Below are 18,100 nucleotides of genomic sequence, written 5' to 3' on the forward strand. Positions count from 1 at the left end.
AATAATTATAAGTACTATATATTCCTTTAGGTATATCTTCTAGTTAAAATGATTTTTCATGATATATGAACTCTATTAACATAAAAGATATAACCGATGACGTCTTATTTCACCCATGGCTATTCAAGTAGAATTTAAAAAATACGAACTGCCTCCTCTTCCATACAAATTAGATGCATTAGAACCATATATAAGCAAGGATATAATAGACGTTCATTACAACGGTCATCATAAGGGATATGTAAATGGCGCTAATTCGTTCTTGGACAGGATGAATAAGTTAGTGAAGGGAGAGTTAGCTTCAGGACAGTACGATATGATGGGTCTAATGAGAGGATTGGTCTTCAATATAAACGGGCACAAGCTACATGCAATGTATTGGAACATGATGGCTCCTAATGGAAAAGGTGGAGGAAAGCCTGGAGGAGCTCTGGCAGATTTAATTGACAAGCAATATGGTAGCTTTGAGAAGTTTAAGCAGGTGTTTAATGACGCAGCCAACTCCCTGCCTGGCACAGGTTGGACAGTTCTCTACTACGATCAAGAAAACGGAAACCTTCAAATAATGACATTTGAGAACCATTTCCAGAATCATATAGCTGAACTACCTATAGTTATGATTGTAGACGAATTTGAGCATGCCTACTATCTACAGTATAAGAACAAGAGGACGGACTACATCAACGCCTGGTGGAACTTAGCCAACTGGGATGAAGCAGAGAAGAAGTTGCAAAAATACCTAAAGAGCTAAAACTTTTTCTATCTTTTCCTTTATATTATTTTATGGTTTCTGCTATAGTCTTGGCTGGAGGATATGCAACTAGGTTAAGGCCTCTTAGCCTGACAAAGCCCAAATCGCTTTTTCCCTTACTGGATAAACCCATTCTAGAGTACACGTTAGAAGCACTAAAGGAAGCAGGGGTTAATAACATATATCTTTCATTAAGAGTCATGGCTGATAAGCTCATAAGTTACGTAGAGTCTGCTGGTGTTAATTCTTATGTGAAACCTATAATTGAGAAAGAACCCCTTGGTGACGGCGGTCCACTTAAATATATACATCAAAATTTTGACCTCGATGATGACGTAGTAGTTATATATGGAGATATCTTTAGTGAAATGAATTTTAAGGATTTAATAAACTTTCACATGAAAAATGGATGTAGTGCTACAATTGTAGGCACTAGAGTAAACGATCCAAGGAGATATGGAGTTCTTTACCAAGAGAATGAGAAGCTGATTGAGTTAATAGAAAAACCGAAGAATCCAATCTCTAATCTAATAAACGCAGGAATGTACGTATTTAAAAAGGAGCTCTTTAAGGAGATAGATAGGTTTCCTTATTCGATCAGCAAGGACTTCATGCCGAAGATTTTGAGACGGTGCTGTGTTTCAGTTTATCAATACAACGGAGTGTGGGCTGATATAGGATTACCTTCAGATTATCTTAAGTTAAACTTTCAATTATTGGTAAAAAAACATCCTAAGGGTTATGTATCTCCTACAGCCAAGGTAAGCGAGAGGTCAGTTCTAAATCCTCCATATTTCATAGGTGACCAAGTTTCAATTGGAAGTGACACTTATGTGAATCCAAATACGGTAATAGGGAAGAGGAGTAAAATAGGTGAGGGAGTTTACTTACAAGAGGCATTACTCATGGAAGGAGTAAAAGTTGGAGATCATAGCTACATTTCTAACGTAATAATAGCGGATAACAGTAGGATAGGTAAGTGGAATAGGATAATGGAAGGCTCAATACTAGGAGAAGAGGTTATAACAAAGGACGGGGTCATGTTAAATCAGAAAACGATAATTCTACCATATAAAGAAGTCTCGGATTCAGTAACTGAAAAGGGTAAGATCATATTATGATATTGGAGGAAATTGTAGACGAGATAAAGGTCGAATTAAAGAGAAGGCAGATTTTAAATACATGTGTGGGTTATTCTTTCACTTCCACGCTTCTTGACAACGGAGAAGTAGGGATTTCCCATACGATAGGAGAAGGTAAGATAAATGGAGCAGGTTCATTGATCGGCAAGAACGCATTTGAAGTGGTTCGTGAGAATCTGGAAACTCCCCTTCAACGTTCGCTTTCCTTGTCAATTTTATCAGCGTTGAATACTGTGGAGGGATTTCAGGAGGGCGATTTGATTAACTTTCTAGAAGAGGGAAAAACATGCGTGTTTGGTTATAGCCCTTCTTTTTCGTCGGAAAACTACGTCATTTATGATTTCTACGATGTTGAAAACCCTACCGAGAAGAGGAAAAGTTTTTCCTCGTTTCAAGGAGATAGGTGCGTTAACGTAGTAATTTATGGTTCTGCGATAGTAAACGGTTACATTGACAAGATATTATCTCAGGTTTCCTCTGACAATATAGCCGTTCTGGGGTTTTCATCTATATATGCACCTCACACACTGAGGAAGTATGGAGTTAATTTGATAGGAATTTCGAAGTTTCTGGACGGAAAGAAGGGTATGAGGGTAGTATGCGAAGGTGGTAGAAGCGAACTTTCAGCGTTAATCAAAAAATACTTTAAAAAGATTTGAACTGAATCATAGAAATATCATCATAGCATTTGTCGTCTTGCTGCAACTTGCACTGAGGTTTTTCTTTAGGTAATTCTACTCTGCAATCTTTACCTAAAAATGACGCGTCGTTGCTCTTGATTCCCTCATTTAACTTTAAATAAGCTATCATGACCCTCTCTTGAACTTCGATCCTATGAGGAGCACCTCCGTTGGCACTCGCCATAGCTAGCTTGGAGGCTTCACCGTACTTTTGTTCTCCCGTAACTTGATAGAGCTTTGCAAAGAATATTGAAGCCTCGGCGTTAGCTAGAGGTTCTAACATTACCTTTGAAGTGAGTGGATCCCTTCCTTCTACGTCCATGAATCCCTTCTCATGTTTAAGGTTGTTAAGAATGTAATCTGCTATTTTTAATGATTTATCTAGATATTCAGTATTTCCTGTTCTCTCATATTCATTTAGGATTGCACTCCCAGCGTAAGACTGATCAACAAGTAAACCTCTGTTTTCTTTTCTCTTACTTCTGTAAACCTTTCCATCTTCCTGGGATAGCTCTATTATCTCCTCGATTTTCCTGAGTCCATAGTAAGCCTGCAAAGAAAGCTGTGCCGTATATATAGTTTCGATAGACTTTCCCCCTTTAATTAAAGCTGAAGAGTCATTATCCAAATTCAACTTTTCTATCATTCTACCGTACTCCTTGTAAACGTTGCAGTAGGTTCTGAATACCTCTAGGCCCCTTAAATCCACTGGGTACCCCATCATGAGGGAATTTATTGAATTGAAGAACAAAGATGGATCTGGATCTATAGGTACTGGTACGAATTCTGATAGTTCAACTCCCTTGAAGCCCTTGAACTTGAAAGCATCTATGGATTCCCTGATTCTATTTTCTAATGTTTGGTCTATTCTATCTATTAAAGATATTATCTTAAATTCTGGAGAAATTAAAGTAACTGCGGGATACCTTCCTGCGGTAAGCCTAATAGCGTATTGAAGGTATTCGCTTGCGTTCACATAAATCTTAGTGATTTTATCGCTGAACTTGTCTAGAACGTTGTCTAATTCCTTCACGGGTTCAAGATTATCTACACTAAAAACTAACGCTATCATTTTACCGTAGAACTTGGCATCCTCTAGTGTCTTCTCGCTTATCATTGTTAAAGCGTAACACTTATTTGTATTTAATTTCTACTACTTCTGATGTCTAGACCAGCAACAAAGTGGACATGCGCCTTTTGTGGAAATACAATATATTGGGACGAACTTTTTACCTTCATGAAGAGTGGAGTCGTTCACTATACATGCTTCAGAGACAAAGCAATGAAGACATCCAAGATTCCACCAAACGAGATGCAGACAGTCCTAGATCTACTAGAAAAAGAACTTAGCAGAATTACCGAATATAAGAAGGTAATGTCATCTATAACAAACGAGGAAATAAAGAAAAGTTTAGATCAGATAGAAAAAGACGCTGAAAAGCAGTCAGGCGTATTGACCAGGATAGCAGCGGTTAACAGCCAAATTGAGGGATAATCTAATTTAGGAGATTAATATATAAAATCTATTTTTAAGTTAAATCAATTTTTCTACTCTTTCTTTATCATTTACTAACTAAGGAAATGTATGCAGAGAGTATATAGATCAAAGGAGAGTATTTTGTTGTAAAATTAGCTAAACCTTGATAATAGCTTGCTAAGATCTTCAACGTCACTGTACATAGGGATTTTAATAGACAAGGTGCAAAGAGTGATAGTGAAACTAACACCTTCAGGAAGAGAGTCTACATCATCTTAGTTGAAGACCACGAGGACCCTCAACTCTCCAAGACAGGGAAAGCTGTTGCTGTTGACGTTGGTGTAGAGAAACTTCTTACTAAGTCAGATGGAGAAAGGTCCCAACGTGAGACCTTACGAGAAGGCATTCAACAAGACTAAGAGACTCCACAAAGCCCTTTCAAGGAAGATGTTCCTTTCCCGTAGCACAAGTTCTTAAATTGTATGCAGAGCTCACAAAGACAAGCTTCTTACCGTGTTTTTCCGGTTGATAGTCATGATGTTCCTAAGCTCATGAAGAGCAACGTTGTGTAGCCTTATCCTCAGCCTTCGGAGAGACTTACCTATAAGTTGCTTCACGTGGCCTCCATGACCATGATGTCGTAACGCTCAGCTAAGTGTTTGCCAAGTTTCATTTACATGTTCTTCCTCAAGTTAGTAAGGTGCTCATGAACCCTTGCTAGCTTATTCTTTGCCTTAAACCAGTTAGGTGCGGTCACGTTAAGGACGACCTAACTTCGGCTGATCGTATCTTTTCTTGTCTCAACTGCGGCTTAGACACTGATCTTGATTTAAATGCTTCTCTAACATTCTGAGGAGATCGGGGTCGGAACGACCCTCACTGTGTAGCTTCGTCCTCTGCGTTGCTAGGTGAGGCTAGGAGGCAGGAAGCGCTGTCCTTAAGGGCAGGTAAGTTCACAAATTATTTATAGAAATTGTATAGCCTTGCCTATACTGAAAAATTATCTATCTATGAATTGGACACTTTAATTTCGCTTCCGTGCCTGTTGTCTTAAAAAGTGCTTTCATAAAATGTTAAATCAAATGTTCTCAGTTAAGCTTGTCTCTTATACTCGCGACGGAGAACGCGTCGTCGCAATAGCGTCAAAGATGTCCAGAAGCAGAAAGGGATGGAGTCACCATGAAGAAACCATGTCTGATGAAGAAGCGGAGACTTGGATAAAGGACGCAGTTCTCCACGGTTATTGGTCTCCCCTTGAACACTCCTCCTACACCTTCTCGATAGAAGGCGTGTCGAGGGTTGCCTCCCATCAACTGGTAAGGCACCGTATCGCGTCGTATACTCAGATGTCCCATCGTTTCGCAAAGCCCGTGGACGAGTATTATCAACCTATTGTACCTCCCTCTATGGAGAAGAGAGCCGCAGAGCTTGCAGAGAAAGGTTACAAGGAGGCATACGACGTATATTTTTCGTTATTATCCCAGGGCGTTCCAGAAGAGGATGCCCGTTATCTTCTACCCAACGGAGTCAACACTAACGTTGTCGTTACAATGAACGCCCGTGAATTATACAACTTCTTCTCTCTTCGTCTGTGTTCAAGGGCTCAATGGGAGATCAGAAAAATCGCATGGGCAATGTTGGACGAAGTGAAAAAAGTCCATCCTCGCCTCTTCAAGTATGCTGGTCCATCATGTTTAATACATGAGAACTTCATAAGGGAGAAACCGATGACTCTTGAAACTCTGGGAACCTTCGTATCTGAAAGGTGCATAGAAGGGGTTACAAGGGATGGTATAGTAAAGTGTATATCTAACTCAAAACATTTCTAGTAATTGTGATGATAGTATACGTCTTTACTTAAACTTTTTAAACAAACTTTTTGAATATACCCTTATTTGCCCTTCCACGTTCTACTAAGATGCTATGGCTCTAACACAGGCTTTTCTTGCCTTCGGGCTACCGATAATAATATTTCTAGGTGCTGGTTTGGGAGGGTACAAGATAATTTCTCTTATAGTCCCATCCGAACCCAACCCAGTGAAACTTAGTAGATTCGAGGCAGGCAACATTCCGACTGGAGAAGGAAGACTATGGTTTCCCCTTCAATATTATGGATATTTGTTGGTATATACTACGCTAGAACCTCTCATAGTTTTCCTATTCCTAGTAGCTTCAGCATCTTACTCTGGTAACTTAATACTTTTCAGGAACCTAGTCGCAGTAGTTGGGACTTTCATAGTGGTACTCTATCCAATTCTTAATTATGCAATAAAGCAAATCAACATAGTCCTCAATTGGGAGTTGAGAAGATGACGACCTTATCCGAATTAATAAAGGAGTTTCAATCCCTCAAACTACAAGCTAAGCTTGAATCTCCCAATAGAGCTACACTCGTAGTAGATAAGGATAAATTAAGGGAGATAGCATCGTTGCTGAAGAGCAAGGGCTTCGATCATGTTATTTCAGTAACTGGGATGGACTATCAAGAGCAGTCAAAGTTGGAGGTTGTATATCACTTCTCCTCCTATACCGTAGAGGAACTGAAAGATGCCATAGTTGCCCTTAGATCTTCAACCTCATACGAGGATCCTAACTTCCCGTCGCTTTATTCTATTTTCGAAAGCGTATGGACTGGAGAGAGGGAAACTTTCGAAACATTGGGAATATACTTTAGAGACCATCCGGATATGAGGAGAATGTTCCTCCCTGAAGACTTTGAGGGTGTTTACCCTCTAAGAAAGTCCTTTAAGATAAAGTTGGAAGGTGTTTTCATTGACAAGCCAGTCTGATATATCTGATATGAATAAAATTTTGTCCTCAACTGGGATGGAAATAGATATAGTTCCAGTTGAGGGAGAGCTCAATGTAGGTCCTCAACATCCAGGATCTGGTCATATGAGGATTTACGTAAAGCTCAACGGCGATATAATAGATGACGCAGAGCTGGACGTAGGATACGTCCATAGGGCTGTGGAGAAGCTTTCTGAAAACAGGAACTACATGCACTTAATTCCGCTCGTGGAGAGACCTGCGATCCTTGACTCGATACATATGAATTTGGGCTACGTAATGGCAGTGGAGAAGATAATAGCGACGGATGTTCCTGAAAGAGCACAGTACCTTAGAAGCTTTGCTGCAGAAGTAAATAGAATAGCTAGTCATCTGTATGGCTTAGGTATCCTTGGAATATTTCTAGGTCATTCTACAGCCTTTATGTGGGGTTTTGGAGATAGAGAAGTATGGGTCACAATACTTGAGGCTTTAACAGGAGCCAGGGTAACCAATTCATATATAATCCCTGGAGGAGTAAGAAGGGATATCACTCCTTCTATAATGGATATGACAAAGAAGGCTATCGAATACACCAGAAAGAAACTCCTAGACTGGAGGAAAATATTCTTCTACAATCCTACTATTAGAGCCAGGCTGGAAAACGTAGGTGTAATGACTAAGGAAAAAGCAATTGAATGGGGAGCTGTTGGCCCTAACCTAAGAGCTTCTGGTGTACCTTACGATGTTAGAAGAGCGGATCCTTATGCTGCATATTCTAAACTGGACTTCGAAATTCCAGTTTACAAGGAGGGAGACGGTCTAGCGAGAGGTCTAGTTAGGCTAGATGAGATGGAACAGAGCATGAGAATCTTAGAGCAGATTATAAAGGAAATACCTGAAGGTAATATACTTTCGGACAGGTTCTTCAAACAGATACCTCCTATAAGACTTAAGAAATATTGGGAAGGACAGCATAGGATAGTACTTCCAGGATATTATGCATCCTTTAGGCCTCCAAAGGGGGAGGCTACAGCCAGGGTTGAGTCTGCCCGTGGAGAGCTCTTCTATTACTTAGTAAGCGACGGCTCCCCTAAACCCTTCAGGCTTAGGATGATCACTCCGTCATACAGAATGATATACCCTTTCAAACAGCTCCTAAAGGGATCCAGATTCGCAGACCTAGTATCCATTTATGGTAGTTTAGATTATTTCCCCCCAGAAGCTGATAGGTGATCCAGATGATTAGCTTCATTACTATATTATCTTTATTGAAATTTTATATCTTTTATCCCTCATTTTTTGTTACAGTGATATTTCCTGGTGCGATATTCGCTCTAGTTTTCTTGCTCTTCGTTATATGGTTTGAACGTAAGGCCGCCGCAAGGGTTCAAATGAGGGTAGGTCCTTATTATGCCTCTAAGAGAATTGGAGGTTTCTTCCAACTTTTCGCTGACGCCTTCAAGTTCGTTTTCTCTGAAATAATAATACCAAGCGGTGTTAATAGGACGTTGTATATTTTAAGCCCAGTATTAGTTTTAGTCGTATCATTCATCCCTATAGTACTGTTACCAGTTTCCGTAATACCTAAGACTGGTTCAATATTTTCCCCTTATTATTATTCCTTCCTAGATCCTAGACTCAACTTAGGCGTTGTCGCGGGTTACTTTACAAGGTTCAACTTAGTGATTATATTAGGTTTAGAGGCAATATATCCAATATTTGTAGTTTTCCTAGGCTGGGTTACAAATAATAGGTTTGCAATAGTAGGTGCAATAAGGGAAACTTTCCTTTCTGTATCTTACGACGTTCTGATACTAATGTCAACTCTTTCCTTAGCTTTAGAATATCATACTTTAGATATAGTAGAGATAGTACAAAGTGGCATTCCAGGGGTTATTGCAGATCCTATTGCAGCCTTTGTATTCCTTGTCGCTATGTTGATAGGAAGTTCAAGGTTTCCCTTTGATATAGTTGAAGCGGAGACCGAAGTAGTTATAGGTCCTTATACTGAGTATAGCGGTTTCCTTTTCGTGCTTAATATGGCTGGAACTTACATTGTTAACTTAGTTTACGCTTTGCTCTTCGCGGATCTTTTCTTAGGAGGCTGGCTACCATTCTCGGGCTTCCCGGGTTTGATATTTACGGTATTCAAGGCCGCGCTAATCGTACTCTTTGCGGTATTTTTAAGGTCGGTTTATGGTAGGTATAGAGTAGATCAGGCTTTGAGGGGAGGTTGGAAGTATTTATTTCCTCTCTCATTAGTTTCTCTCGTTATAGGTATGATGGTGGGTTATTTATGGCTCTAGATAAGAAGGAAGATAAAAAAGATGAATTAAAGGAAGAACAGAACAAAAATATTCAAGCTCAGAATTCTCCACAAAGTAGCGGGGAGAACAAGGAGAAAAGAGGAGGAGCTCCCAAAATGAAGGAATATCAGAAGGCTAATCCTCTGAAGCTATTCGCCGAACATGTACAGAGCATAGGAACTGGACTAAAGTATCTTGTCAAACCTCAGAGGATAACTCTTTTCTACCCAGAAGAAGCCTTGTCCCTCCCTACGGGCTACCGTGGGTTAATTAGGCTATACAAGGATGTATGCATAGGCTGTACGTTATGTGCCCTAATATGCCCAGCCGACGCGATGAAGATGGCTACGGAGGAAGGGAAAAAACTTCCTATGATTAACTACGGTAGATGTGTGTTCTGTGGTTTCTGTGTTGACGTGTGTCCTGTCGACGCTCTAAAGGAAACCAGAGTTCACGACGTTGCCTTTTCTAACAGGAGGGACCTGGTTTTCAATCCTGACAAGTTCAATCGTAACTTTGATCAACCCGTCTCTATGGACAAACCTGTGAGAAAAATGAAGACCGTAATAGATGAAAAGAAAGGGATCAGGTATGTTCCTGACGAGTGAACTGCTACAATTGATAATCTTCGGAATTTTCTCTGTTGTATCCTTAATAGCAGCAGTGTATATAATAAATTCCAAGAATGTATTTTACGCCGCAGTTAGCCTTGCATTCCTGGGAATAGCAATAGCTGTCCTGATTGCAGACCTTGCTCCAGCTTCCTATTCTATTTACTCGGCTTTCCATATTTTACTTTACGTGGGTGCTACTGTAGTATTCTTATCTATCTCAATGGTAATATTTAAAGATCTTTACGTTAAACAGGAAAGAGTCACACCTTCGGGAATAGCTGTCGCAGTTACGGCTGTTGCCTTGTTCTTAGCAGTTATATTTGGTCTTTCCAGCTCTTCAGGTACAAACGTTCCTCCGGTTTCACTTCAAGAATTAGCTACTGATTTATTAACTAGTTTTTGGTTTCCAGCTATAGTTTTGGTGGTAGCTTTACTTACCACCTTAATTGAGGCTATAACTCTAGCAAGGAGGGATTAGGATGATACTCTTAGGTTATATGTCTCTTTCCTTGTCCATAGTTCTTGTGGCTGTAGGTCTATATGGGATCATAGCTAGCAAGAACGTGATCAGGGTTCTACTATCCTCAGAAATAATTCTAAATGCGTCAATACTTTTCCTTTTTTCAGTATCCCTAGTATTAGGTTTAGTTTATAAGCCAATTATTTTTTCTGTTTTTGCGATAGGTATGGCTCTAACTGAAGTAGTGGTCGCTTTTGCGGCCATAATACTTTACTATCGTCAAAAGGGTTCTTTAGAGGTGGATTGAAAGGTGCTAGGTTTCATAGTTATGATAATTAGTCTAATATTGGCCTCCTCAATTTTACTGGTTAAAGATAAGAGGATCTCAGCCTTACTCTCTGGAATATCTATAGCAGTAAACTCATTTTTCCTTTTCAGATATGGGCTCTTTGAGGAGTTCTACCTAGGGTCTTATATAGGGAACTTTGGTCTGGTGATTAACGATCTAAACTTCCCATTCATCATCACTATACTGGGTGTGACAATAGCTACAGTCCCCTACTCCCTAAGATACATGAAACATAAGTTTGAAGGAAATGAAAGTTGGGGGCTCTATTATGGGATGTTTACACTTTTTGCTGTTTCAATGCTTTACGTAATACTCTCAACTAACTTGCTAGAGCTTTACATATTCCTAGAAGTGGCACTAGTGACATCATTCGTGCTTATAGCAGTATATGGATACGGAGACAGGAAGAGAATTAGCTTAATGTATTTCATTTGGACGCATGTAGGAACAATACTTCTGTTAGCATCCATTATAATAATTGGATTAGAAAGCGGAAGAATGGACATTTATTCCTCATACGACACCTTGTATAATTACTCTAGTCTTTCCTTTGCATCATTGGTGTTCTTAATTGCGGTAATAGGCATGTTCATAAAAGGAGCAATGGCAGGTTTTAATGTATGGCTTCCTTACGCCCACGGTGAGGCACCTACGCCAGTTTCGGTGCTTCTTAGCCCTAACATGGTAGGTCTTGGAATATTCGTCGTTCTAATTTATTATTACCTATTTCCATCATTGTCCTTCCTAGCGCCCATCTTTTTAGGCTGGGCCTTACTCACTATGATTTATGGAGGAATAAACGCAATATCTCAATTTGACTTCAAGAGGTTCTTAGCATACTCCAGCGTCTCACAAATGGGCTACATGTTGCTAGGAGCTTCGATATCGTTCCTTTTGGGCCTTACGGGGAACGTGTCCTTCTTACCAATAGGCGTGTTGGCTTCAGTTCTAATATATGTATCACATGGGTTTGGAAAGGCATTGCTATTCATGAGTGCAGGCGCATCCATAACAGAGCTTGAGAATAGAAACGTGAACCAGCTTGGGGGTCTCTTCAGGTCCTCTCCTCTACATACTACGTTATCATTTGTAGGTTTATTGAACATTTTAGGTCTACCACCATCAATAGGTCTAATCAGCGAAGCTCTCTTGGTCTTTGCTGCAGGAGAAACATATAATGCCTTAGGTGTCGGATGGTTCCTAATTCTGCTCCTATTGCTTTTCATAGCTATTGGCATTTCCTCGGCGTACGGAGGAATACTCTTCAAGAAGGTCTACTCAGGGCTTAAGAACGCTAAGGAAATAGATGGAGTAAAGGAATATTCCATACCTATGCTATTCTTGGCTGCAGTCAGCATTATACTTTTCTTCTTCCCTCAATTGGCGGATTTATCGTTCTATAACTTCATTCAACCTCTAAACACTAACACATACTTGTTACCCCTAATTGTATTCATGCCTGCTCTAGGTTCATTTATAGCTTTAGTTACCCCAAGGTCTTTAAACCAGGACTTGAGAGGCGCGATAAATGCTTTGTTTATCGGAGTATCCGTGTTGGCTTCTGGGTACCTGCTTACCCAAAACATAGACAAACCTTTCTTTAGTTCTCCTTCCTTCACTTTCTCGCTAGGCTATCTTCAGTTCAGCACAACTTTGTTGCAATCCATACTTGCAGTTTTTGTCTCAGGGCTATCGTTCTTCATCTCAATTTATAGCATAGGCTATATGAAGGAAGACTCAGTATTAAGGAGATATTGGGGCTTCTTCGGAATATTCGTTTCCTTCATGCTAATGGCAGTTCTGTCAGATAACGCTTTGTCACTCGTAGCTGGATGGGAGGGAACTAGCCTAGCATCTTACGGTTTAATCAGCTACTGGCTGGACGACAACGATAAGAACGTTGTAGGTGACTTCGATAGAAAAGTTCTAGGAATACCTTTCTTATCGCGTCCAACTACCAGTGGAATAAGAGCATTGATATTCACTAGGTCAGCTGACGTAGGTTTCCTCATGGGATTGGGATACCTCATTTACGTTGTTACTGGAAATCAGAACGGAGGAATAACTCTTCTGTTCTCCCTTTTCGATGGAAGGAACTTAACTGAGGCTCTAGAAACAATCTCCTTGATGCCATATGCGTGGATCATACTGCTTGTTCTTTTCTTGGGAGGTCTATCGAAGAGCGCACAATTTCCCTTCACCCAGTGGCTACTGACTGCGATGACAGGTCCGACTCCGGTTAGTTCACTTATACATGCTGCAACAATGGTCAATTTAGGTGCAATCCTGTCCTTCCTCTTATTCCCTTACATTCCATTTAATGGGAACACTTCGACCTTCTTCTACGTAATAGCGTCACTCGCCATTTTCACTGCCATATACACAAGCATCAACGCTTTGGTCAGCAATGAACAAAAAGTCATACTAGCTAATTCAACTGCAGATCAGATTTCATTGATGCTTTTCTCATCTTCCTTAGGAGTCATCTTGGGAATTCCACTAGTGGGAATCTTAGTAGGACTGATCCAGCTATTTGCACACGGATTGTATAAGGCATCTTTATTCATGAACGCAGGATCAGTGATTCACTTTACAGAAAGCAGGTATGTTCAATCTTATCCTAATTTATATGTAAAATTGAAAGCTGTGTTTGTTCTTCAATTGATAGCTTCATTGAACTTGGCTAACATACCCCCACTAGCTGGCTTCTGGGCTCATGACTTCATAGGAGATATTGCTTTCGCATCAAGTTTCTTTTACTTATACTTGATAGTGGAGTTTCTAGGTTCACTGTATATCTTGAGATACATAATAAAGACCTTCTTATGGAAGGGAGAGCCACATTCTGAGGAACACGGGCATAAGATAAGTCCATTGATGATTATTTCCTCGGCTTTCCTGGTTCTTGGTTCAGTTATATTAGGAGTAAGTGTCTTCACTTTACTTTCCTATTTTAAATCGATCACTCCGACTTTGTATTCGTACACCTCAATAGATGTTGTGGGAATAGTTTTATCTCTAGTTGGAATAGGAATCTCTACGATTTATCTTAAGAACATTAATGTTAAGCCTATAATGCCTTTAATAAACTTCGCTTATTACGGATGGTTAGTTTATCCCATATTTGACCTAATAGGTTACGGATACGCTTCCTTAGCGACAAGAGTCTATAGTTATATAGAGAAAGGTATACTTGATAGAGGTATAAACGAGATGCTGCCTGCTTTCATAACTGAATTTGGTTCTAGGATATATAAAACGGTTCAGAACGGAGTTCTGTCAAACTACGTTTCCCTTTACACTTGGGGAATTGCGTTCATTCTCATACTACTCTTGCTATACTTAGGGGTGGTCGGATGATATCCTTCGTAGATTACTTACCTTTAATAATACCTTCAATTCTTCTGGTATTTTCTTCTATTGCAGTGCTTTACATAGACGATGGAAGGAAGGATAGATTTTCCATTTCATTTAACTTAGCGATAATTACCATGATAGTTACTTTAGCGGCAGAGGTAGTGTTCTGGGCTAAAGGTATATATGGGTTTTACCTCTTCTCTAAGAACGTTTATATAGACGTGGAAGCCTACCTCTTTTCCATAGCAGCCTTATTGGGAGGAATAATAGGACTTCTGGGAGGCTACGATAACATCATGAACTGGAAGGCCAGAGCTTCCTTAATCTCTTTAACTATGTTACTTGTGTTAGGAATAATTTACATGTCGTTCTCATTTAGCGTGATAATGATATTAGTTTCCTGGGCTGTTTCCTCAGCTGCAACTTACGTAATCGCAATGGCAAGGAAGGACTTTAGATCAACTAAGGCTGGAATAAAATATCTAGTAATGGGATTAATATCAAGTTCTTTAATGATAATGGGATTTGCTCTTTACGTTGCATCTACTGGATCTCTAGTATTTACACAGCAAGTTCTCTATGAGCCTTTATTCTTACTTTCCGTGGCATTGCTTTCAGTTTCATTTTTATTCAAGATAGGTTCATTTCCTTTCCAGGGTTGGCTGCCTGACGTTTATTCCATGTCTGACAGAACGTCAATCTCAATCATATCCAGTGTAGGTAAATTGATAGGGATAGTTCCACTTTTCAAGGTTTTAGTTTACAGTGATCCAAACAAGTACGAGCTAGTAATTTACATAGCTCTAGCCATAGCTAGCTTATTCGTAGGAAACTTCATAGCGTTCTCTAGGCAAGACGTTTCCTCCATACTGGCATTTTCATCCGTGTCCCAAATGGGCTTCTTCTTAGTTGCGTTTGCCATGCTTTTCTCCGACCTAAACGTTGCTATTGTAGCAATATTAATACAGAGCATAGCTTATGTAGTAGCACAAGCTGGTCTGTTTCACTTTGTAGATCATTTTGAAAGAATTTCGGGCACTGCTGATTTATCGGGTCTTCGTGGAATGGCTAGATCAGATAAATGGCTTGCATTTGGAGCTACTATCTTAGTCTTAAGCTTGCTGGGAATACCTCCGATAGTTGGCTTCTGGGGAAAATTATTCGTCTTCGAGTCATCCTTCGCTTATCCTTGGTTGACTATAATAGCAGTAATAAACAGCGCCATATCCGCAGGTTACTACATACCAATAATGAGAGAAATGTTTAGAGATGGAGAATTCGTCAAAGTAAATTCTACTTCCAGAGATACTGTCATTTCATCCGCCGTACTTAGCATAGCGTTGGGAATTTTAGCCCCACTTCTATTTGGGATAGTGGTGTCACAGCTTGGTTAAAGTGGCGATAATCGGCGTAGGGAACGTAGCTTCCGCCTTGCTACAATCCTTGGAAATGGTTAAGAACGGTTCTAAAGTTCAGGGGATAAGAGAAGATCTTCCACTGAGTCCTTCTGATATTGAGGTAGTTTCAGCTTTCGATGTTGATAAGAGAAAGGTAGGATTACCCCTATCTAGGGCAATATTTGAAAGACCTAATGTAGTTGAACCTTTAGCTCAGGTTAGAGATTGGGGCGTTATGGTGAAGAGAGGACCTACATTAGATGGAAGGGAAGGAGTATTAGGTGAAATTATAGAGGAATCAGAGGATAAACCAGTTGATGTGGCGGAGGAGATACGTCAGTCAGGCGCAGAGGTAGTTCTAAATCTTCTTCCTACCGGAGCAGATAAAGCTTCAATTTATTACGCTCAGAGATCCTTAGAAGCAGGTTCATCTTTCATTAACGCTACTCCTTCTCCTGTCACCAGACTGTTAGGCGATAAATTCGTGGAGGCTGGATTGCCTCTACTTGGAGATGACTTATTAAGTCAAATCGGAGGAACGGCTTTTCATGCAGGTCTAATAGACTTCTTAAAGTCACGAGGTGTTAAGGTAACCAGATCTTATCAAATAGATATTGCAGGCACTACCGAAGCTCTTGTAACCCTAGAGGACAAGAGGAAGGATTTAAAGAAAGGTATAAAATCATCTTTTCTATCGTCTCACTCCGATGCTGACGTTGTAGCTGGAACATCAGACTATGTTGAATTCTTAAGAGACAAGAGAGTCAGTTACATGGTTATTGAAGGAACTTACTCCATCGGAGTACCAATAAGGGTTGACATATCCCTTAAGACTATGGACGCACCTAATGCAGTAGCTCCATTAATAGACTTGATTAGGTACTCAAAAATGCTTAAGGATAACAATATGGGTGGTCCAATCAAAGAGGTATGTGGTTACTACTTCAAGAATAGCATAGATAAATATAATTCCTTTGAAGAGGCAAAGTTAGCATTAGATAAATTTACGAAAAGTTTGATGAGAGAACCCCGGACTGAATAAATGATGCTATTCGTGTGAGTGCTGAATACAGTTAACATACAGACTTTATTTCATTTTTACACGTTAACTTCGTTCTTGTTTACTTTATTATTCCCTCTCCCTTTAGTCTCATGTATCTCATGTACAGTTTAATTGCATGCTTGCATATCTTCTCTCCGCATTCACATGAAGAATCAACTAGCTTTCCTTCATCAACAATTATGGTTACCTTGTAGTAACCCATAGCGCACTTTGCAGCTACTTCTCCTTCGATCTGTTTTCCTTTAGAATTGAGAATTCTTATCATGTATACTAACTTCCTCCTGATAATTAATTAACTTTCCAGAAAGGCAATTCTCAGCTTACTTTATCCTTTTCTGTCTAATGGATTTTTATTTCATGGCTAAGATAAGTCATTTCTTGATCCTTTATAGAATAAATTTTAATCTTCTTTTTAGATCTTATAAATGTATATATAAATAGGGGAAATATTTATAAAAAATTTTTATCTTATATATCTCTTTTTTATTCTATAGCTACAACCCAAGGTACTGGTTTTACGAATGAGTAGTTAACTAGGGTTCCATCGTACACAAATATAGGATCGTGAAGGACGTATTGGTAGTTTCCAGATGTGCCACCCCAAGTCAACATTTCTACTGGGCTTGAGGTTGGTACGTTCATGATAGTTAAGAATGGTTGTGGTTTACCACTCATCTGATTCAAGCTGGTGTAATCGAAAGTTACATTTCCGTTAATGGCAAAGGCGAAAACCTCAAATGGTACGTAACCTCCTCCTGGGGTAGATACGTTATAAACCGGGTAGAATACTACGGAGAAGTTAAAAGTAGTTAAGTTAGCCTTTCCAGTGTCTATCATAGTATCTGGTTGAATTACTACTAAAATGTTACCAGCGTTTATTACAGCACCCTCAGTTCCATTTACCATATAGGTGTAAGATGTAATAGGAGTGAGTCCAAAAACTTGGCTCTGTTGCAGGGAAATTTGCTTTGGACTCAAGGCGGACTCAGATTGAGTTTCAAAGATCCAAATTACTGGTTTTACAAATAACGTGTTCACTATCGTGTTGTTTCCATATAACCACTTATCTGCAAAGGCGTATTTTCCTCCTATGTAAGTTCCATTACTGTAGAGTTTACCTCCTAGCCAAGTCCACGAGGTTGTGTTGTCGCTTGCCGATACTATAGTTATGGGTGCATATGGTACTAGCTTTCCACTTACGTTATGAACTAATGTTATTTCAGGGGTGATTTTTCCGTTTACCATAAACGCGAACGCGTAAGTTGGAGTAAGTCCCTTCTCTGGAGAATTCACGTTTTTCAAGCTGAAAGTTACCAGAGAGAATTGGAAAGACTTCATTAAAGTACCGTTATTGAACTCAGCCATTGTCCCTGGTTTTACAGTAACCTCTATTGAACCTACCTTTAGAAGATAAGGCAATTTAGACGACGAATTAATTGTTACCGTTTCTATCCCGTTCTCAACGAACATAGGCTCTAGGTTTACTTGAGCCTTAATTTTAGTGTAATTCGATTGGAGTGCGTTATAACTTGAACTTATGTTACTGTAGGATGCGGACAGTGACGAGTAAGAGGAACTCAATGACATGTAATTGGAATTTATTGAGTTATACTCAAAAAACCCTATTACCGCTATAATTATAAGAATGAGAACTATAATACCCAATCCTACATTTTTCATATCTGCCATTCTATTTCTAAGTTCATTGCTAATCTATAATTATAAGCTTTTC

Annotated in this window: 18 protein-coding genes and 3 pseudogenes; 17 read left to right on the forward strand and 4 right to left on the reverse strand. The window is 39.6% G+C overall.

What is annotated here, in order from left to right:
- The first annotated feature begins 115 nt into the window (after positions 1-115).
- From RQ359_RS01775 to RQ359_RS01785, 3 genes are read left to right on the forward strand one after another with little or no spacing between them, the layout of a single operon-like run.
- Positions 116-751 carry a superoxide dismutase gene (locus tag RQ359_RS01775; protein WP_054838150.1) on the forward strand — a complete coding sequence of 212 codons (636 nt, stop codon included), beginning with the start codon at positions 116-118 and terminating at the stop codon, positions 749-751.
- A 32-nt stretch (positions 752-783) separates the two neighbouring features.
- The gene (locus RQ359_RS01780) at positions 784-1,872 is read left to right on the forward strand and encodes a sugar phosphate nucleotidyltransferase (protein ID WP_054838149.1); all 1,089 of its coding nucleotides are present in this window, start codon (positions 784-786) and stop codon (positions 1,870-1,872) included.
- Positions 1,869-2,552, forward strand: coding sequence for a Rossmann-like domain-containing protein (locus tag RQ359_RS01785; RefSeq protein WP_054838148.1), 684 nt, complete (start codon positions 1,869-1,871; stop codon positions 2,550-2,552). Before RQ359_RS01780 ends, RQ359_RS01785 begins: the two co-directional genes overlap by 4 nt.
- On the opposite strand, the gene RQ359_RS01790 is transcribed toward RQ359_RS01785, so the two are convergent.
- Positions 2,539-3,690, reverse strand: a complete 1,152-nt coding sequence (locus RQ359_RS01790) for a hypothetical protein (protein ID WP_054838147.1) — start codon at positions 3,688-3,690, stop codon at positions 2,539-2,541. The genes RQ359_RS01785 and RQ359_RS01790 overlap by 14 nt on opposite strands.
- 45 nt (positions 3,691-3,735) lie before the next feature.
- On the opposite strand from RQ359_RS01790, the gene RQ359_RS01795 reads away from it, so the two are divergent.
- Both RQ359_RS01795 and RQ359_RS01800 read left to right on the forward strand, forming a co-directional pair.
- On the forward strand, positions 3,736-4,068 hold the full coding sequence (locus RQ359_RS01795; RefSeq protein ID WP_054838146.1) for a DUF2175 family protein: 333 nt from the start codon (positions 3,736-3,738) through the stop codon (positions 4,066-4,068).
- 164 nt (positions 4,069-4,232) lie between these two features.
- Positions 4,233-4,515: pseudogene (locus tag RQ359_RS01800) on the forward strand (transposase); the annotation flags it as partial.
- On the opposite strand, the pseudogene RQ359_RS01805 reads toward RQ359_RS01800, so the two are convergent.
- A pseudogene (locus RQ359_RS01805) lies at positions 4,513-4,795 on the reverse strand (IS200/IS605 family accessory protein TnpB-related protein); the annotation flags it as partial. The pseudogenes RQ359_RS01800 and RQ359_RS01805 overlap by 3 nt on opposite strands.
- Here RQ359_RS01805 and RQ359_RS01810 point away from each other — a divergent pair.
- From RQ359_RS01810 to RQ359_RS01865, 12 genes and pseudogenes are all read left to right on the forward strand, one after another.
- Positions 4,796-4,962: pseudogene (locus RQ359_RS01810) on the forward strand (zinc ribbon domain-containing protein); the annotation flags it as partial.
- Between the two features lie 170 nt (positions 4,963-5,132).
- Positions 5,133-5,879, forward strand: coding sequence for an FAD-dependent thymidylate synthase (gene thyX, locus RQ359_RS01815; protein WP_054838145.1), 747 nt, complete (start codon positions 5,133-5,135; stop codon positions 5,877-5,879).
- Between the two features lie 94 nt (positions 5,880-5,973).
- A complete protein-coding gene (ndhC, locus tag RQ359_RS01820) occupies positions 5,974-6,363 on the forward strand; it encodes an NADH-quinone oxidoreductase subunit A (RefSeq protein WP_054838144.1) in 390 nt (129 codons plus the stop codon).
- Entirely contained in the window at positions 6,360-6,839 is a 480-nt protein-coding gene (locus tag RQ359_RS01825) for an NADH-quinone oxidoreductase subunit C (RefSeq protein ID WP_054838184.1), read from the forward strand. Before ndhC ends, RQ359_RS01825 begins: the two co-directional genes overlap by 4 nt.
- Positions 6,840-6,876: 37 nt before the next feature.
- Positions 6,877-8,055: an NADH-quinone oxidoreductase subunit D gene (locus RQ359_RS01830; RefSeq protein ID WP_054838143.1), complete on the forward strand. Its 1,179-nt coding sequence runs from the start codon at positions 6,877-6,879 to the stop codon at positions 8,053-8,055.
- A gap of 17 nt (positions 8,056-8,072) precedes the next feature.
- Positions 8,073-9,128, forward strand: coding sequence for an NADH-quinone oxidoreductase subunit NuoH (gene nuoH / locus RQ359_RS01835; protein WP_338117018.1), 1,056 nt, complete (start codon positions 8,073-8,075; stop codon positions 9,126-9,128).
- Positions 9,129-9,244: 116 nt separating this feature from the next.
- A complete protein-coding gene (gene nuoI / locus RQ359_RS01840; protein WP_054838183.1) occupies positions 9,245-9,736 on the forward strand; it encodes an NADH-quinone oxidoreductase subunit NuoI in 492 nt (163 codons plus the stop codon).
- Positions 9,720-10,220: an NADH-quinone oxidoreductase subunit J family protein gene (locus RQ359_RS01845; protein WP_054838182.1), complete on the forward strand. Its 501-nt coding sequence runs from the start codon at positions 9,720-9,722 to the stop codon at positions 10,218-10,220. Before nuoI ends, RQ359_RS01845 begins: the two co-directional genes overlap by 17 nt.
- 1 nt (position 10,221) lies before the next feature.
- Positions 10,222-10,509, forward strand: a complete 288-nt coding sequence (locus RQ359_RS01850) for an NADH-quinone oxidoreductase subunit NuoK (RefSeq protein WP_054838142.1) — start codon at positions 10,222-10,224, stop codon at positions 10,507-10,509.
- A gap of 21 nt (positions 10,510-10,530) precedes the next feature.
- Positions 10,531-13,911, forward strand: coding sequence for a proton-conducting transporter transmembrane domain-containing protein (locus RQ359_RS01855; RefSeq protein WP_156017846.1), 3,381 nt, complete (start codon positions 10,531-10,533; stop codon positions 13,909-13,911).
- Positions 13,908-15,302 carry an NADH-quinone oxidoreductase subunit NuoN gene (nuoN, locus tag RQ359_RS01860; RefSeq protein WP_156016204.1) on the forward strand — a complete coding sequence of 465 codons (1,395 nt, stop codon included), beginning with the start codon at positions 13,908-13,910 and terminating at the stop codon, positions 15,300-15,302. The genes RQ359_RS01855 and nuoN overlap by 4 nt, the downstream gene beginning before the upstream one ends.
- Positions 15,295-16,347: an inositol-3-phosphate synthase gene (locus RQ359_RS01865; RefSeq protein WP_054838140.1), complete on the forward strand. Its 1,053-nt coding sequence runs from the start codon at positions 15,295-15,297 to the stop codon at positions 16,345-16,347. The genes nuoN and RQ359_RS01865 overlap by 8 nt, the downstream gene beginning before the upstream one ends.
- A gap of 79 nt (positions 16,348-16,426) precedes the next feature.
- Here the strand turns inward: RQ359_RS01865 and RQ359_RS01870 are convergent, their stop codons facing one another.
- A complete protein-coding gene (locus RQ359_RS01870) occupies positions 16,427-16,633 on the reverse strand; it encodes an SWIM zinc finger family protein (RefSeq protein WP_054838139.1) in 207 nt (68 codons plus the stop codon).
- 218 nt (positions 16,634-16,851) lie between these two features.
- Positions 16,852-18,057 carry a hypothetical protein gene (locus tag RQ359_RS01875; RefSeq protein ID WP_156016203.1) on the reverse strand — a complete coding sequence of 402 codons (1,206 nt, stop codon included), beginning with the start codon at positions 18,055-18,057 and terminating at the stop codon, positions 16,852-16,854.
- Positions 18,058-18,100 lie beyond the last annotated feature (43 nt).

This window comes from Sulfuracidifex metallicus DSM 6482 = JCM 9184, assembly GCA_032834875.1.
GTDB lineage: Archaea > Thermoproteota > Thermoprotei_A > Sulfolobales > Sulfolobaceae > Sulfuracidifex > Sulfuracidifex metallicus.

Coding starts and splice junctions, on each gene's coding strand:
- RQ359_RS01775 (WP_054838150.1), top strand. CDS start 116: ATGGCTATTCAAGTAGAATTTAAAAAATACGAACTGCCTCCTCTTCCA.
- RQ359_RS01780 (WP_054838149.1), top strand. CDS start 784: ATGGTTTCTGCTATAGTCTTGGCTGGAGGATATGCAACTAGGTTAAGG.
- RQ359_RS01785 (WP_054838148.1), top strand. CDS start 1,869: ATGATATTGGAGGAAATTGTAGACGAGATAAAGGTCGAATTAAAGAGA.
- RQ359_RS01790 (WP_054838147.1), bottom strand. CDS start 3,690: ATGATAAGCGAGAAGACACTAGAGGATGCCAAGTTCTACGGTAAAATG.
- RQ359_RS01795 (WP_054838146.1), top strand. CDS start 3,736: ATGTCTAGACCAGCAACAAAGTGGACATGCGCCTTTTGTGGAAATACA.
- thyX (WP_054838145.1), top strand. CDS start 5,133: ATGTTCTCAGTTAAGCTTGTCTCTTATACTCGCGACGGAGAACGCGTC.
- ndhC (WP_054838144.1), top strand. CDS start 5,974: ATGGCTCTAACACAGGCTTTTCTTGCCTTCGGGCTACCGATAATAATA.
- RQ359_RS01825 (WP_054838184.1), top strand. CDS start 6,360: ATGACGACCTTATCCGAATTAATAAAGGAGTTTCAATCCCTCAAACTA.
- RQ359_RS01830 (WP_054838143.1), top strand. CDS start 6,877: ATGGAAATAGATATAGTTCCAGTTGAGGGAGAGCTCAATGTAGGTCCT.
- nuoI (WP_054838183.1), top strand. CDS start 9,245: ATGAAGGAATATCAGAAGGCTAATCCTCTGAAGCTATTCGCCGAACAT.
- RQ359_RS01845 (WP_054838182.1), top strand. CDS start 9,720: ATGTTCCTGACGAGTGAACTGCTACAATTGATAATCTTCGGAATTTTC.
- RQ359_RS01850 (WP_054838142.1), top strand. CDS start 10,222: ATGATACTCTTAGGTTATATGTCTCTTTCCTTGTCCATAGTTCTTGTG.
- RQ359_RS01855 (WP_156017846.1), top strand. CDS start 10,531: ATGATAATTAGTCTAATATTGGCCTCCTCAATTTTACTGGTTAAAGAT.
- nuoN (WP_156016204.1), top strand. CDS start 13,908: ATGATATCCTTCGTAGATTACTTACCTTTAATAATACCTTCAATTCTT.
- RQ359_RS01870 (WP_054838139.1), bottom strand. CDS start 16,633: ATGATAAGAATTCTCAATTCTAAAGGAAAACAGATCGAAGGAGAAGTA.
- RQ359_RS01875 (WP_156016203.1), bottom strand. CDS start 18,057: ATGGCAGATATGAAAAATGTAGGATTGGGTATTATAGTTCTCATTCTT.